20 protein-coding genes are annotated in these 14,752 nt (G+C 67.0%); 14 read left to right on the top strand and 6 right to left on the bottom strand.

Features of this window, described 5'->3' with window-relative positions; all coding sequences use genetic code 11:
- Positions 1-25: 25 nt before the first annotated feature.
- From BM244_RS09590 to BM244_RS09580, 3 genes are all read left to right on the top strand, one after another.
- The gene (locus BM244_RS09590; RefSeq protein WP_093399077.1) at positions 26-757 is read left to right on the top strand and encodes a hypothetical protein; all 732 of its coding nucleotides are present in this window, start codon (positions 26-28) and stop codon (positions 755-757) included.
- Between the two features lie 350 nt (positions 758-1,107).
- Positions 1,108-1,482: a fluoride efflux transporter CrcB gene (crcB, locus tag BM244_RS09585; protein ID WP_175518148.1), complete on the top strand. Its 375-nt coding sequence runs from the start codon at positions 1,108-1,110 to the stop codon at positions 1,480-1,482.
- A complete protein-coding gene (locus tag BM244_RS09580) occupies positions 1,479-2,780 on the top strand; it encodes an RluA family pseudouridine synthase (RefSeq protein WP_093398684.1) in 1,302 nt (433 codons plus the stop codon). Before crcB ends, BM244_RS09580 begins: the two co-directional genes overlap by 4 nt.
- Positions 2,781-3,132: 352 nt before the next feature.
- Here the strand turns inward: BM244_RS09580 and BM244_RS09575 are convergent, their stop codons facing one another.
- Complete coding sequence (locus tag BM244_RS09575) at positions 3,133-3,627, bottom strand: DUF1440 domain-containing protein (protein ID WP_093398683.1); 495 nt, start codon at positions 3,625-3,627, stop codon at positions 3,133-3,135.
- 114 nt (positions 3,628-3,741) lie between these two features.
- Here BM244_RS09575 and BM244_RS09570 point away from each other — a divergent pair, with 114 nt between their 5' ends.
- Genes BM244_RS09570 through BM244_RS09560 form a run of 3 tightly spaced genes read left to right on the top strand, consistent with a single transcriptional unit; the run spans position 3,742 to position 5,293 of the window.
- Positions 3,742-4,401, top strand: a complete 660-nt coding sequence (locus BM244_RS09570; protein WP_093398682.1) for an HAD-IA family hydrolase — start codon at positions 3,742-3,744, stop codon at positions 4,399-4,401.
- Positions 4,398-4,616: a hypothetical protein gene (locus BM244_RS09565; protein WP_093398681.1), complete on the top strand. Its 219-nt coding sequence runs from the start codon at positions 4,398-4,400 to the stop codon at positions 4,614-4,616. The genes BM244_RS09570 and BM244_RS09565 overlap by 4 nt, the downstream gene beginning before the upstream one ends.
- On the top strand, positions 4,613-5,293 hold the full coding sequence (locus BM244_RS09560) for an ATP12 family chaperone protein (RefSeq protein WP_093398680.1): 681 nt from the start codon (positions 4,613-4,615) through the stop codon (positions 5,291-5,293). Before BM244_RS09565 ends, BM244_RS09560 begins: the two co-directional genes overlap by 4 nt.
- A 111-nt stretch (positions 5,294-5,404) precedes the next feature.
- Here BM244_RS09560 and gmk read toward each other — a convergent pair whose 3' ends face one another.
- From gmk to BM244_RS09535, 5 genes are all read right to left on the bottom strand, one after another.
- Complete coding sequence (gmk, locus tag BM244_RS09555) at positions 5,405-6,055, bottom strand: guanylate kinase (RefSeq protein WP_093398679.1); 651 nt, start codon at positions 6,053-6,055, stop codon at positions 5,405-5,407.
- A 72-nt stretch (positions 6,056-6,127) separates the two neighbouring features.
- Entirely contained in the window at positions 6,128-6,328 is a 201-nt protein-coding gene (locus BM244_RS09550; RefSeq protein ID WP_093398678.1) for a hypothetical protein, read from the bottom strand.
- Positions 6,325-6,537 (bottom strand): hypothetical protein, encoded by a 213-nt coding sequence (locus tag BM244_RS09545; protein ID WP_056052081.1) that lies wholly within the window; start codon positions 6,535-6,537, stop codon positions 6,325-6,327. Before BM244_RS09545 ends, BM244_RS09550 begins: the two co-directional genes overlap by 4 nt.
- 217 nt (positions 6,538-6,754) lie before the next feature.
- A complete protein-coding gene (gene fumC, locus BM244_RS09540) occupies positions 6,755-8,146 on the bottom strand; it encodes a class II fumarate hydratase (RefSeq protein WP_093398677.1) in 1,392 nt (463 codons plus the stop codon).
- A 186-nt stretch (positions 8,147-8,332) separates the two neighbouring features.
- Positions 8,333-8,818 carry an SspB family protein gene (locus tag BM244_RS09535; RefSeq protein WP_093398676.1) on the bottom strand — a complete coding sequence of 162 codons (486 nt, stop codon included), beginning with the start codon at positions 8,816-8,818 and terminating at the stop codon, positions 8,333-8,335.
- 71 nt (positions 8,819-8,889) lie between these two features.
- Here BM244_RS09535 and hisB point away from each other — a divergent pair, with 71 nt between their 5' ends.
- From hisB to BM244_RS09500, 8 genes are all read left to right on the top strand, one after another.
- Positions 8,890-9,477 carry an imidazoleglycerol-phosphate dehydratase HisB gene (gene hisB, locus BM244_RS09530; RefSeq protein ID WP_060526386.1) on the top strand — a complete coding sequence of 196 codons (588 nt, stop codon included), beginning with the start codon at positions 8,890-8,892 and terminating at the stop codon, positions 9,475-9,477.
- 109 nt (positions 9,478-9,586) lie between these two features.
- Complete coding sequence (hisH, locus tag BM244_RS09525; protein ID WP_093398675.1) at positions 9,587-10,192, top strand: imidazole glycerol phosphate synthase subunit HisH; 606 nt, start codon at positions 9,587-9,589, stop codon at positions 10,190-10,192.
- On the top strand, positions 10,189-10,926 hold the full coding sequence (gene hisA / locus BM244_RS09520) for a 1-(5-phosphoribosyl)-5-[(5-phosphoribosylamino)methylideneamino]imidazole-4-carboxamide isomerase (protein WP_093399076.1): 738 nt from the start codon (positions 10,189-10,191) through the stop codon (positions 10,924-10,926). Before hisH ends, hisA begins: the two co-directional genes overlap by 4 nt.
- 253 nt (positions 10,927-11,179) lie before the next feature.
- Entirely contained in the window at positions 11,180-11,950 is a 771-nt protein-coding gene (gene hisF / locus BM244_RS09515; RefSeq protein WP_093398674.1) for an imidazole glycerol phosphate synthase subunit HisF, read from the top strand.
- A gap of 22 nt (positions 11,951-11,972) precedes the next feature.
- A complete protein-coding gene (locus BM244_RS23080) occupies positions 11,973-12,149 on the top strand; it encodes a hypothetical protein (RefSeq protein WP_175518147.1) in 177 nt (58 codons plus the stop codon).
- A gap of 32 nt (positions 12,150-12,181) precedes the next feature.
- The gene (locus BM244_RS09510; protein WP_093398673.1) at positions 12,182-12,499 is read left to right on the top strand and encodes a phosphoribosyl-ATP diphosphatase; all 318 of its coding nucleotides are present in this window, start codon (positions 12,182-12,184) and stop codon (positions 12,497-12,499) included.
- 116 nt (positions 12,500-12,615) lie between these two features.
- Entirely contained in the window at positions 12,616-12,993 is a 378-nt protein-coding gene (locus BM244_RS09505) for a histidine triad nucleotide-binding protein (protein ID WP_093398672.1), read from the top strand.
- Positions 12,994-13,104: 111 nt separating this feature from the next.
- On the top strand, positions 13,105-14,637 hold the full coding sequence (locus tag BM244_RS09500; RefSeq protein WP_093398671.1) for an amino acid permease: 1,533 nt from the start codon (positions 13,105-13,107) through the stop codon (positions 14,635-14,637).
- Positions 14,638-14,752 lie beyond the last annotated feature (115 nt).

Here is a 14,752-nt window from a genome sequence, read left to right as displayed (position 1 = left end):
GTCTTTCGCGCATAGGATGGCGGTGATGAGTTTTACCCTGCGCCCCGCCCTGATCCTTTTGCCGCTTGCGCTGGTCGCGTGCGGACGGTCGTCGACCGACCAGCAGGATCTCAACAGCCTCGATGCCGAGCTGACCAACGGCGCGGTGCGCGATCCGGCGCTGGCGTCGTCGCTGGGGGGGCAGATCATGGTCGATCCTCGGTTGGCGCAGTCGTCGAATACCGACGCGGTGCGGCCGCCGCCTCGGCCGGATAGTGGCGCGGTGCCGCCGGAAGGTCCGCTCAAAGCCGATCCGGTCGATCCGCGGACTCTCAAGCGCGCGCCGGTGGCGTCCAACGACTGTCCGGAGTGCAAGTCGGCGAATGGCGCGCTGACGCTGGGGGCGCTGGCGGAGCGGCAGAAGACGCCTGATGCCGGGGTTTGCGCGCCGAAGATCGGCTATTCTGCGGGGTGGGCTAACCGGTTGCCGGCGGACCTGCCGCTGTATCCGGCGGCGCGGTTGACCGAGGCTGCGGGGGCGGATCGGGATGGGTGTCGGTTGCGCGTGGTGAGTTTTGCGAGTGCTGCGCCAATGCAGAAGATGCTCGATTGGTATTTTACGAAGGCGACGGCGGCTGGGTATTCGGCTGGGCATAGCACGGACGGGCGGCAGCATGTGCTGGGCGGGGTTCGGGGGAATGACGCTTATGTGGTGTATGTGACGGCAAGGGCTGGTGGCGGGAGCGATGTGGATCTGGTTTCCAACGCTGGGCGGTGACGAGCGGTTTGGCGCTACTGAAAGCCTCCCGACAATCTTCGCTTGGGATTCATCTCCCCGGCGGAGGCCGGGGTCCAGTTGGGGAACGTCGCTAACCGAGCGCGGTCCTTCGTTATTGCCACCTTTCCAACTGGGCCCCGGCCTTCGCCGGGGTGGTGGCCTGTTGGAGTGGTGGCGCGTTGGGGTGGCGTCATCTCTTCCCTCCTTGTTCTCCCGCGAAGGCGGGAGTCCAGACTGGGTCCCCGCCTTCGCGGGGAAACAAGCTTTGGGTTGAGCCCTTTGGCGAGCATCTACTCCACCCTAGCCAACCCCACCTTTCCGTTTTGCCCGATTCACGCTAGGGCGCGAGAATGCTTCCCCTTCTCCATGTCATGGTCGGTGGTGCGGTCGGGTCCGGCGCGCGCTATCTGACTGGCCGCGCGATGCTGTCGTTGCTGGGGCCTGACTATCCCTTTGGTACGCTTGCCGTGAATTTGATCGGTGGGTTGCTGATGGGGGTGCTGGTTGGCGTACTCGCCCGCAACACCGCTTCGGAAACGTGGCGGCTGCTGCTCGGCGTGGGCGTGTTGGGGGGATTCACGACGTTTTCGGCGTTCTCGCTGGACGTCGTCACGATGATCGAGCGAGGCGCGATCGGCGTCGCGTTCGGGTATGTTTTGGTGTCGGTGATCGGTTCGGTCGCCGCGTTGTTCGCGGGTCTCTCCGCAGTAAGGGCCGTCGCATGACTGCGGGCAAAAGCGATAGCGATACGGGTTTCCGCGAGTTCAACGTCGGGTTCGACGATGACGGCATCCGGCTCGACCGGTGGTTCAAGCGGCATCTGCCCGATACGAGCTTCACGACGGTGGCGATGTGGGCGCGCACCGGGCAGCTCCGCGTCGACGGCGCGCGCGCGACGCCGGGCGACCGGATCGCGGCGGGCCAGATGCTGCGCGTGCCGCCGCCCGAAGCCGACAAGGCCGCCGCCGACGTCGACAAGCCCAGGCGCGTCCGCGAACGCGTGATCCTGTCGGACGAGGAGACCGAACTCGCGCAGTCGATGGTCATTCACAAGGATTTCCAGGCGTTCGTGCTGAACAAGCCGCCAGGTCTCGCCACGCAGGGCGGGACCAAGACGACGCAGCATGTCGACGGGCTGCTCGACGGGTTGCAGTACGACAACGAGGGCCGGCCGAAGCTGGTCCACCGGCTCGACAAGGATACGTCCGGCGCGCTGCTGGTGGCGCGGACGTCGCGGGCTGCTGCGTTCTTTGCGAAGGCGTTTTCGGGGCGCACCGCGCGGAAAGTCTATTGGGCGCTGGTGGTCGACGTGCCGTCGATCGAGGACGGCATGATCGAGCTGCCGATCGCCAAGCAGCCGGGCACCGGCGGCGAGAAGATGCACGTCGACGAGGCCGAGGGTGCGCCGGCGCGGACGCGGTACCGGGTGATCGAGCGCGCGGGCAACCGTGCGGCGTGGGTCGAGTTGCAGCCGTTTACGGGGCGGACTCACCAGTTGCGCGTGCATATGGCGGCGATCGGGCATCCGATTGTCGGTGATGGCAAGTACGGCGGGGCCGCTGCGTTTCTGACCGGCGGGATCTCGCGGAAAATGCATCTGCATGCTCGGCGGATCAAGGTGGATCATCCGGATGGCGGGTCGATCGACGTGACCGCCGAACTGCCAACGCATTTCGCCGAGAGCCTCAAGCAATTGGGTTTCGAGGAGAAGCTGGGCGACGACCTGGTGCTCGATGAGAAGACTGCGCCGACGCGCGAGCAGATGAAATCCCGGGCTAAGGCGCATGCGAAGTCGGTGCGGAAAGAGCGTAAGGGTGAGCGGCGTGGGCGTGGGGTTGTCGAGGAGAAGAAGACGCCTGTTAAGCCGGGTGCGCCGAAGACGGGTGGGCCTCGGACCGGGGCTGGGTCTAAGTTCGGGGCGCCGCGGAGTGGGCCTCGGGTTGAGGGGGCCAAGCCTGCTGGGCGCGGGCGTCCGGGTGGGGCTGGGAAGCCTGGGCCTCGGACTGGGCCTGGGACTCGGTAATTGGTGACTGCCGCCTGACGTGCCCTCACCCTTCCCACGGCCAAGCGGCCGCGGGCCCCTTCCCTCTCCCCTGAGGGGAGAGCGTCAAGTGGGTAAACTGTGCGCTCAGCCTTCCCATACTGCCCCACCCCGGCGGAGGCCGGGGCCCAGTTGGGGGACGTTGCTAACGAAGGGCAGCGCTCCGTTATTGCCACCTTTCCAACTGGGCCCCGGCCTTCGCCGGGGTGGGGTGGTTGGTTAGCGGTAGGCTTCTCGCACATTCCGTTCTCCCGCGAAGGCGGGGGTCCAGGGGCCATGATCGTCACGCTGCTTGATTCCTGGGCCCCGCCTTCGCGGGGGAACTAGACGGCCGCTACTTCAGCCAGCCGAGCAGCAACCGCCGCACCCCCTCGGTAACCGTCCCGAACACGATATGCGACGCCGCGCTGTACAGATGCGTGGCCGGCGCGGTGTTCCACGGCGCATCGCCGAGCCCCACCGCCGGTACCGCCGCCTCATCGAGCAACGCCGTCGTCGCGGCGGCGAACGCGGTGCCGTAGCCCGCGGTCACCGATGGACGATATTCCGCCGCCACCGCGTAGGCGATCCCCAGCCCTGCCCCGAGCGCGTAGTGCACGACCTGCCCCGCGAGTGGCTTGCGCTCGTCGGGGATGTCGTGGCCGACCACCATTTGCGACACCTTGTCCGCGGCCTTTGCGGTGGCGGGTTCGGCATCGCTATCCGACGAGGACAGCGCGGCGACGCCGGCCTGGAAGCGGTCCATGACGAACGAGGCCGCGAGCCCTGCCACGAGTCCCGCAGCGGCGGCGGCCCAGATGTTCGGGGTGTCGGTCTGTGCGTGCGCCATCGTTGAGTCTCCAGAGGTATCCGACACGAACCGTTCGCGGGCGCGCGCGTTCCGGTTTGGCGTTCCCTCGCGTGCACGCGTGATCTACGAGGCGGCGATGCGTTGGAAAATCTCATGATCCGTCTTGCCGTGTTCGATTGCGATGGGACGCTCGTCGACAGCCAGGCGAATATCTGCGTCGCGTGCGAGCGGGCGTTCGAGGGCGCCGGGCTGATCCCGCCGCCGCGTGCGGACATTCGGCGGATCGTCGGCTTGAGTCTCGTCGAGGCGATGCAGGTGTTGCTGCCAAAGGCGGACGATGCGCTGCACCGGTCGCTTGCTACCGACTACAAGAACGCGTTTCATGCGATGCGGGCGAATGGCGAGCTGGCCGACGAGCCGTTGTTCGAGGGGATTGCCGAGGTGCTGGGGACGCTGGCCGACGATGGCTGGGCGCTCGGCGTGGCGACGGGGAAGTCCGTCCGGGGTCTCGCGCATATACTTGCCGCGCACGGGATTACCGAGCGGTTCGTGACGTTGCAGACCGCGGACCGGCATCCATCGAAGCCCGATCCGGCGATGCTGCTCGCGGCGATCGCGGAAGCAGGTGCTGCCGTGGAGACGACCGCGATGATCGGCGATACGAGCTTCGACATGGCGATGGCCCGCGCGGCGGGTGTGCGCGCCGTCGGGGTCGCGTGGGGGTATCACGACGTGCACGAGCTTTCCGATGCGGGGGCGGATGTCGTTGCGGCGGCGGTGCCAGACTTGCTGCACATGGTGGCGCGGCCATGACCGACGCGGACAAGCTGGCGCAGCGACGCTGGTTCGTGCTGGTCGCAGTTCGGCTGGCGGGGGCTGCGGGCGCGCTGCTCGGGCTGATCCTGATCGCGCGCGCGCATGATCTGGGGCCGAAGATCCTCGGAACGGCGATCGTGTTGTCGGCGATGGCGATGATCGCGATCGTGCCGCGCAGTCTCGCGCATCGCTGGCGGAGTCCTGACGCGTGAAGCGGTTCTGGACAGACGTCGCGATCGATGCGGATCGGGTGGTGACGCTCGACGGCAAGCCGGTGCGGACGCCCGGGCGGCGGCCGCTCGCGTTGCCGAGCGATGCGCTGGCCGAGGCGGTCGCGGCGGAATGGCGCGCGGTCGGCGAGACGATCGATCCGCGGACGATGCCGCTGACGGGCTTGGCGAACGCGGCGACCGATCCGATCGCGAACGATCCTGCGCAGTTCGCCGCGCGGCTGGCGGCGTATGGCGAGAGCGACCTGCTCTGCTACCGCGCGGAGGGGCCGCCGTTGCTCGTCGAGCGGCAGGCGGCGTCCTGGGATCCGCTGCTGGCGTGGGCGCGGGGGCGGTATGACGTGACGTTCGCGGTGACGGCGGGGGTGATGCACGTGGCGCAACCGGACGCGACGATCGCGCGGCTGCATGAGGCGGTCGCGGCGTATGACGATTTTCGGCTGGCGGGGTTGTCGCCGGTGGTGACGTTGACCGGGTCGCTGGTGATCGGGCTGGCGCTGATCGAGGGCGAGATCGATGCGGATGCGGCTTGGGCGGCGGCGGGGATCGACGAGGACTGGTCGGTCGAGATGTGGGGCGAGGACTGGCAGGCGGCGGAGTTGCGCGCGTTGAAGCGGCGCGAGTTCGGGTTGGGCGTCGAGTTTCTAGAACTACTCTAGCCCCCCTCCCTGGAAGGGAGGGGTTGGGGGTGGGTGGGCCTGTTGGCTGACGCAGCGATCCTCCAGCGGCCGACCCACCCCCGGCCCCTCCCTTTCAGGGAGGGGGGAAGATCAGCGCGTCAGGCGGCGGATGAAGCCGATCAGGCCGGTCTGGCGCGAGCGCTTGAGGCGCTCGGCCGCCAGGATCGTCTTCACGCCGCGGATGCAGCTGTCGACGTCGTCGTTGACCAGTACGTAATCATAGCCGTCCCAGTGGCTGACCTCGTTGGCCGCGCGCGACATGCGAGCTTCGATCACTTCGGTCGAGTCGGTGCCGCGGCTGGTGAGGCGGCGGTGGAGCTCTTCCATCGATGGCGGGAAGATGAAAACGCGGACGACGTCGCCGCCAGCGATCTGGAACAGCTGTTGCGCGCCCTGCCAGTCGATGTCGAACAGCACGTCCTTGCCGGCTGCGAGCAGTTCCTCGACCTGCGCGCGCGGCGTGCCGTAGCGGTGGTTGAAGACGTGTGCCCATTCGAGGAACTCGTCGTTCGCGACCATGTCGCGAAAGCCCTCGAGGTCGGTGAAATGGTAATCTTTCCCATCGACTTCGCCGGGTCGCATCGACCGGGTCGTGACCGAGACCGACATCTCGAGTTCGTGCTCGTCCGCGAGCAATCGGCGCGCGATGGTCGACTTGCCGGCACCGGACGGCGAGGACAGGACGAACAGGACTCCGCGACGACGGAAACCATGCGGGTCGGACGGAAGTGTGTGGGGCATGCGCGCCCTTGCCGCGGACCGCACATGGGCGTCAACCCATGCGCGGCCCGCGCGTGGTATTACGAAGGCGGATTAATAGTCGGCCTTGCGTGCCTTGTTGCGGTCATAGGCCTTCTTGGCCGCGTAGCCGCCGCCGAGGATCATGCCGAGCGGGCCCATGCGGCGCATCAGGCCCATCGCCACGACGCCCTTTACTGCGCCCGAGGCGCCGCCCGAACCGTCGCGACGGCCCATCTCGCGGCCAACCAATGCACTGATAATACGTCCGATCATGCTTCTGACTCCCCGAAAACCTGGTCCTTGAGTTCCGCTGCACCGCGCAGCACTGCCCAGCCGATCGCGTAGGTCACGGCTAGCGGCACGACGATCTTGAGTACGTTGGCGGTGATCGCACCGATGATCGCGCCGTCCGCGTTGCCGTCGTCGCCGCTGAGCGAGTCGATGCCTGCGCCGATCAGCGCGCCTATGGTCGTTGCGCCCACGTAATTTCTCCTGTCCGTGTGGCGGGTTAGCGCGCGAGGGGCGTTTGGGTTCCCGGCGGAGTTGCCGGGCGGGCGCCCCACCCCTCCCGTTCGCCCTGAGCGAAGTCGAAGGGTGTGCCCCAAACGGGGGTGCTTCGACTTCGCTCAGCACGAACGGATTTGGGCGTGGGCGGTGTGCTTGGTACCCTGGGCTCCTGCGTGCGCAGGAGAACGGAAGTTAGCGTCCGAGCATCGACTCTGGTTTGACGACGCGGTCGAAGGTTTCGGCGTCGACCAAGCCCAGCGCGAGCCCGGCTTCCTTCAGCGTCAGCCCTTCGGCGTGGGCGTATTTGGCGATCTTCGCGGCGGCGTCGTAGCCGATCTCGGGGGCTAGCGCCGTTACCAGCATCAGCGAGCGGTCGAGCAGCTCGGCGATGCGGCCACGATTGGGTTCGATGCCGTCGACGCAGCGTTCCGCGAACCCTTCCATCGCAGTCGAGAGCAGGTCGATCGAGCGGAGGACGTTGGCGCCGATCAGCGGCTTGAAGACGTTCAGCTCGAGATGGCCCTGCATCCCGCCGACGGTGACCGCGACGTGGTTGCCCATCACCTGGCCGGCGACCATCGTCAGCATCTCGCACTGCGTCGGGTTCACCTTGCCCGGCATGATCGAGCTGCCGGGCTCGTTCGCGGGAAGGTCGATCTCGCCGAAGCCGCAGCGGGGGCCGGAGCCCAAGAGACGGATGTCGTTGGCGATCTTGGTCAGTGCGACCGCCAGCGTGTTGAGCGTGCCGGACAGGTGGACGAGCGGGTCGTTCGACGCGAGCGCCTCGAATTTGTTGCGCGCGCTGACGAACGGCAGGCCGGTGATCTCGGCCAGTTCGTGCGCGATCGCGTCGCCGAAGCCTGCGGGGGCGTTGAGGCCGGTGCCGACCGCGGTGCCGCCCTGCGCGAGGATGACCATGCCGTGGCTGATCGCGGGCTCGATGCGGTGGCGGCAGCGGTAGAGCTGGTTCGCATAGCCGGAGAATTCCTGGCCGAGCGTTAGCGGCGTCGCGTCCTGCAGGTGCGTGCGGCCGATCTTGACGATGTCGTCCCAGGCGTTGGCCTTCGCGTCGAGCGCAGCGTGCAATTTGTCGAGCGCGGGGATCAGGCGGTGCGTGGTGGCGATCGCGGCGGCGATGTGGAGCGCGGTCGGGAAGCTGTCGTTGGACGACTGGCTCATGTTGACGTGGTCGTTGGGGTGGACCGGCGACTTGCCGCCGCGGGTGCCGGTTAGGACCTCGTTCGCGCGGCCGGCGATGACCTCGTTGGCGTTCATGTTCGACTGCGTGCCGCTGCCGGTCTGCCATATGACGAGCGGGAACTGGTCGTCGAGCTTGCCGTCGATGACTTCCTGTGCGGCGGCGTCGATCGCGGTGGCGATGGTTTCGTCGAGGCCGTGCGACCGGTTTACGCGAGCGGCCGCTTGTTTGACGAGGGCGAGGGCGTGGACGATCTCGATCGGCATGCGTTCGCGGGTGGCGAAGGGGAAGTTCTCGATCGAGCGTTCGGTTTGGGCGCCCCAGTATGCGGCGGCGGGGACGTCGATCGGGCCGATCGTGTCGGTTTCTGTGCGGGTTTGGGTCATGCGGGGTCAACCTTCCGTAGCGTGCGTGGGTCCCTCGCCCCTCAGGGGAGAGGGAGGGAGGAGCGCTTGCGACGGAAGGGAGAGGGGCCGTTGGGATGAACCGTCCCGAGCCTCACTCCCCTCTCCCTTCCCACCGCAAGTGCGGCGGGCCCCTTCCCTCTCCCCGTAGGGGCGAGGGAGTTTGGGTTACTTCTTCCGTTTGAAATCCACGGCTACGACGTTCGAGCCGTCTTCGATCGGGACTGCGGTCGGGCCGTCGTTTTCCGCTTCGTCGTGGTCGCCGAGCGCGTCTTCCGCACCTTCCTGCGCCTGGAAGCGGAGTTCGAAGCTGACCGCCGGGTCCTGGAACGCGGTGATTGCCGAGTATGGGATCACCAGCTTCGACGGGACTTGGTTGAACGACAGCCCGATCGAGAAGCGCTCGTCGTCGACGATGAGGTCCCAATAGCGGTTCTGCATGACGATCGTCATCTCGTCCGGAAAGCGCTCCATCAACCGCTTGGGGATGTCGACTCCCGGCGCCTGCGTCTTGAAGGTGATGTAGAAATGATGCTCGCCGGGAAGCCCGCCGGCCTCCGCGACCGAACCGAGCACGCGGCCGACCACGGCACGCAGGGCTTCTTGTACGATCTCGTCGTAGGGAATCAGGCTGTCGGGTAGTCCATCGGTCATTTCCCTTGGGTAGCGTCATTCGATTGGCGGTCAAGATTGCATGCGTCGGTCAGCGCGTTATGGGAGGTGGCATGCGCACCGCCACGATCACCCGCTCCACCGCCGAGACGGCGATCGACGTCACCGTGAACCTCGATGGGACCGGCGTATACGACGTCGAGACCGGGGTCGGTTTCTTCGATCACATGCTCGAACAATTGTCGCGCCACTCGCTGATCGATATCCGCGTGCGGACCAAGGGCGACCTGCACATCGACGAGCATCACACCGTCGAGGATACCGGGATCGCGATCGGCCAGGCGTTCGCGCAGGCGCTCGGCGATAAACGCGGCATCGCGCGGTACGGCGATGCGCTGTCGCCGATGGACGAGACGTTGACGCGGGTGGCGCTGGATATTTCCGGGCGGCCCTGGCTGGTGTGGAAGGACCTGTTCTCGCAGAAGCGGCTGGGCGGGATGGATACCGAGATGTTCGAGCATTTCTTCCACAGCTTCGCGCAGGCGGCGGGGATTACGTTGCACGTCGAGACACTGTACGGGTCGAACAACCACCACATCGCCGAGGCGGCGTTCAAGGGTGTGGCGCGGGCGCTGCGGACGGCGATCGAGATCGATCCGCGCAAGGCCGACGCTATTCCGTCGACCAAGGGGATACTGTGATGCTCCCCTCCCGCTTGCGGGAGGGGTCGGGGGAGGGCCTGGCCTCGATCGTCGGACTCGCGGCTATGTCATCCCCTCCCCTAACCCCTCCCGCAAGCGGGAGGGGAATTTGACGCTCGCGCTGATCGATTATGGCGCGGGGAATTTGCATTCGGTCGAGAACGCGTTGCGGACGGCTGGGTGTGTCGATCTGGTTGTCACCGCCGACGCGGATGTCGTTGCGAAGGCTGACCGGATCGTGTTGCCGGGTGTGGGCGCGTATGGCGCTTGTGCGGCGGCTTTGCGCGCGGTGCCGGGGATGGTCGAGGCGCTCAACCGGCGGGTTCGCGACGAGGGTACGCCGTTTCTGGGGATCTGCGTCGGCATGCAGTTGATGGCCGAGGCGGGCGAGGAGATGGGGACTCATGCCGGGCTCGGCTGGGTTCCGGGACGCGTGCGCAGGCTTGAGCCGGGGACGATGGAGGCGAAGGTGCCGCATATGGGGTGGAACGATGTCGTTCCCTCCGTGGCGCATCCGCTGATCGCACCGGGCGAGGCGTATTTCCTGCATAGCTTCGCCTTTGAAGGCGCCGACGTGCTCGCGACGACCGACCATGCCGGCCCGGTCACCGCGGCGATTGGTCGCGACACGATGATCGGCGTGCAGTTTCATCCTGAGAAGAGCCAGCGCTACGGCCTGGCCTTGCTCGAACGTTTCCTGGAGTGGCGGCCGTGAGCCTGATTATCTTCCCCGCGATCGACCTCAAGGCGGGTCAGGTGGTGCGTCTCGCCGAGGGCGATATGGACCGGGCGACTATCTATGGCGACGATCCCGCGGCGCAGGCTATGCTGTTTGCGGAGGCGGGTGCGGAGCATTTGCATGTGGTCGATCTCGATGGCGCGTTTGCGGGGGCTTCGGTCAATGGCGATGCGGTGCGGTCGATCGTCGCGCAGTTTCCGGGGCATGTGCAGCTTGGCGGCGGGATCCGGACGCGGGCTAGCGTCGAGGGCTGGTTCGACCTGGGCGTGTCTCGCGTCGTGATCGGGACGGCGGCGCTCGAGGATCCCGAGTTCGTGCGCGGCGTAGCGAAGGATTTCCCCGGCGGGATCGTCGTCGCGGTCGACGCGAAGGACGGCATGGTCGCGACCAAGGGTTGGGCGGACGTGTCGACCACCAGCGCGGTCGATCTGGCGCGGCGGTTCGAGGATGCGGGGGTGGCGTCGTTGCTGTTCACCGATGTCGGGCGTGATGGGATGCTGAAGGGGTGCAACGTGGACGCTACGGTCGACCTGGCGCGGTCGGTGGATATCCCGGTGATCGCCAGCGGCGGGGTCAAGGGGATCGCCGAGATCCATGTGCTGGCTTTGCATGTGCGGGATGGTGTCGAAGGCGTGATTACGGGGCGCGCGTTGTACGATGGTCGGCTCGATCTCGCGGCGGCGATGAGCGTGGCAAAGGCCGCAGGATGATTCACGCGGAGACGCGGAGACGCGGAGATAGTGGTTTCGCGCAGAGACGCGGAGGACGCAGAGCCGCTTGTGGCGCCGCAGGCAGAAACTTGTTCGCGCAGAGGCGCAGAGGCGCGGAGAGTAAGAAGTTAGGCCTTGCTCCCTTCCTCTCTCTCAGCGCCTCTGCGCCGCTGCGCGAAATATTCTTCTTAGCGGCTTTGCCGCGTCTCCGCGTCTCCGCGTCTCCGCGTGAACAAAACCTTCGGCGCAGCGCATGACGGTCCGCGCGCGTGTGATTCCGTGTCTCGACGTTGCCGATGGGCGCGTGGTGAAAGGCGTGAACTTCGTCGAACTGCGCGATGCGGGCGATCCGGTCGAGCAGGCGCGGGCGTATGATGCGGCCGGGGCGGACGAGTTGTGTTTCCTCGATATCGGTGCTTCCCATGAGGGTCGGGGTACGATCCTCGACGTCGTGCGGCGGACCGCGGCGGTGTGCTTCATGCCGCTGACGGTCGGTGGCGGGGTGCGGACGGCGGACGATGCGCGCGCGCTGTTGCTGGCGGGGGCGGACAAGGTTGCGGTCAATTCGGCGGCGGTCGAGCGGCCGGAGCTAGTCGCGGATATTGCCGAGCGGTTTGGCAGCCAGTGCTGCGTCGCGAGCGTCGATGCGCGGCGGTCGGGCGAAGGCTGGGAAGTGTTCACGCATGGCGGCCGGCGCGCGACCGGGATCGATGCGATCGCGCATGCGCTGAAGCTCGCCGAACTGGGCGCGGGCGAGTTGCTCGTCACGTCGATGGACCGGGATGGGACGCGGAGTGGCTACGACCTCGACCTGATCCGGGCGATCTCGGACCGGGTAAGCGTGCCGGTCGTGGCTAGCGGCGGGGTTGGCGGGCTCGATGATCTCGTGGCAGGCATCCGCGATGGGCATGCGAGCGCCGTGCTGGCGGCGTCGATCTTCCATTTCGGGCAGGCGTCGATCGGCGACGCGCATGCCGCGCTGGCAGCGGCGGGAATCCCGGTTCGCTCGCCGGTGCGCGCTTGACGGTACCGGGTGGCTCGGTCCGATGATCGCCCTGCCCTTCCTCGCGGTGCAGTCGGGTCATAGCGGCATCGTTCATCCTCGGACCGGACCCGAACTGTCGGACGTCGCGCTGTTCGTGTTCGCGGTGATGGGCGTGTTCCTCGTGCGGCGGGCGTTGCGGAAGCGGTTCGCGAAGACCAAACCGCCCGCGGAGGATTGACCCGCCCTGCCCGCTGCGTCAGCACGTGAGCCATGGACCCCGTATTCGACCGCCTCGAGGCGACCATCCGCGCGCGTCGCGATGCACCCGCCGACACCTCGTACACCGCGAGCCTGTTCGCCAAGGGCCGGCCCAAGATCGCGCAGAAGCTCGGCGAGGAAGCCGTCGAGACGGTGATCGCGGCGTGCTCGGGCGACGAGGCCAGCATCGTGCCGGAAGCGGCGGATTTGATGTTCCATCTGGCCGTGTTGCTGGCGGATGCGGGGTTGAGCCTGGACGACGTGCGGGCGGAATTGGAGCGGCGCGAGGGTGTCGGCGGCTTGACCGAGAAGGCCGGGCGGACGGGCTGACCTGCCCCCCTTCCGCTTGCGGGAGGGGTCGGGGGAGGGCATGACGCACATGCTCCGCCGGGATCGGGATGGCCCAGCCCCTCCCCTAACCCCTCCCGCAAGCGCGAGGGGAATATATGCCGATCGACGCCACGCAGCCTTACGACGACCAGAACATCTTCGCGAAGATCCTGCGCGGCGAGATTCCGTCGAAGCGCGTCTACGAAGACGACTTCGCGATCGCGTTCCACGACATCAATCCGCAGGCGCCGACGCACCTGCTCGTGATCCCCAAGGGCGCCTATGTCTCGTGGGACGATTTCTCTGCGCGGGCGCCCGATGCGGAGATCGCAGGCTTCATCCGCGCGGTCGGCACCGTCGCGCGGGCGGCGGGGCTGGTCGAGCCGGGCTATCGCCTGCTCGCCAACATCGGCCAGGACGGACACCAGGAGGTGCCGCATCTGCATGTTCATGTCTTCGGCGGCCGCCCGCTCGGACCGATGCTGATGCGATAGGCCAGCTTTGCCGCACTAAAGGATTGCGCGTAATAAAATTGCCATTAGGCTCGGGGGATTGAGCAAGGGGGCCTTCTGACCGGGCCCCTGCAATCCCCGGGGGGTACCGAATTGATTTTTGGTCGCGTAAAATCACTGGACGCCATCCTGGCGACGGCGCAGAAAAAATCGCTGCACCGATCGTTGGGCGCGTTCCAGCTTACCATGCTCGGCATCGGCTGCGTGATCGGGACGGGCATCTTCGTGCTGACCTCCGCCGCCGCGCAGAAGGCCGGGCCGGGCATGATCCTGAGCTTCATCGTCGCGGGCGCGGTCTGCGTCGTCGCAGCGCTCTGCTATGCCGAGATCGCGGCGATGGCGCCGGTCGCCGGCTCCGCCTACACCTATACCTATTCGGTGATGGGCGAGCTGCTCGCCTGGACCGTCGGCTGGGCCCTGATCCTCGAATATGCCGTCGCCGCGAGCGCCGTGTCGGTCGGGTGGTCCGGCTATTTCTCGGGCTCGATCCTGCATGAGACGTTCGGGATAACGTTGCCGACATGGCTCGCCGCAGGGCCGTACGTGCCGGGCGGGTTCATCAACCTGCCCGCGGTCGTCATCTCGCTGCTCGTCACGTGGCTGCTGATGATCGGCACGACCGAGAGCGCGCGCGTCAACGCGGTGCTGGTTACGATCAAGGTCGTCGCGCTGACCGCGTTCGTCGCGCTGACGCTGCCCAAGACGCATGGCGGCAATTTCGAGCCGTTCCTCCCCACGGGCATCCTCGGCAGCAACGGCCTTGGCGTCGTGGGCGCGGCGGCGACGATCTTCTTCGCCTATGTCGGCTTCGACGCGGTCTCGACCGCCGCCGAGGAGACCAAGGATCCGCAGCGCAACGTGCCGATCGGCCTGATCGCGTCGCTCGGCATCTGCACCGTGTTCTACATGCTGGTCGCGGCGGGCGCGATCGGAACGATCGGTGGCCAGCCGCTGTTCGACGCGAGCGGCGTGCCGTTCACGACCGGGTCGCCCGAGCTGGCACGCGCGTGCCTCATTCCGGCCAATGCGCAGGCGCTGGTGTGCTCGAACGAAGCGCTCGCGCACGTGCTGCGCCAGATCGGTTACGCGAACGTCGGCAACTGGATGGGCTATGCCGCGGGCCTCGCGCTGCCGTCGGTGATCCTGATCCTGATGTTCGGCCAGACCCGCATCTTCTTCGTGATGAGCCGTGACGGCCTGTTGCCCGAAGTGCTCAGCCGCGTGCATCCGAAATGGAAGACGCCGTATATCGTGACCGCGATCACCGGGTTGTTCGTGGCGTTCGCCGCGGCGTTCCTGCCGGTCGGGCAGCTCGCGGACATCGCCAATGCCGGCACGCTGTACGCGTTCATGATGGTCGCGATCGCGCTGCTGATCCTGCGCAAGCGCGAGCCGAACCGGCATCGCCCGTTCCGCACGCCAGCCGCGTGGATCGTCGCGCCGCTGACGATCGTCGGCTGCATCGGGCTGTACTTCTCGCTGCCGTTCGAGGCGATGGCGGTGCTGCCGATCTGGGGTGGCATCGGCCTCGTGATCTACTTCCTGTATGGCTATCGGAAGAGCTATCTCGGGCGCGGGATGACCGATGGCGGCGAGACCGACATCGACCTGACGCCGGGTCACTGAGACCGGACGCAGAAAGGGCCGCGGGAGGAAACTCCCGCGGCCCTTTTTTTGTGTCGTCGTTCCAAGGCTTGTTCTCCCGCGAAGGCGGGAGCCCAGTCTGGGTCCCCGCCTTCGC

The organism is Sphingomonas sp. OK281 (assembly GCF_900115295.1).
Taxonomy (GTDB): domain Bacteria; phylum Pseudomonadota; class Alphaproteobacteria; order Sphingomonadales; family Sphingomonadaceae; genus Sphingomonas.
Note: the sequence above shows the minus strand (reverse complement) of the source record. Positions and strands in the feature narration are given on the sequence as shown.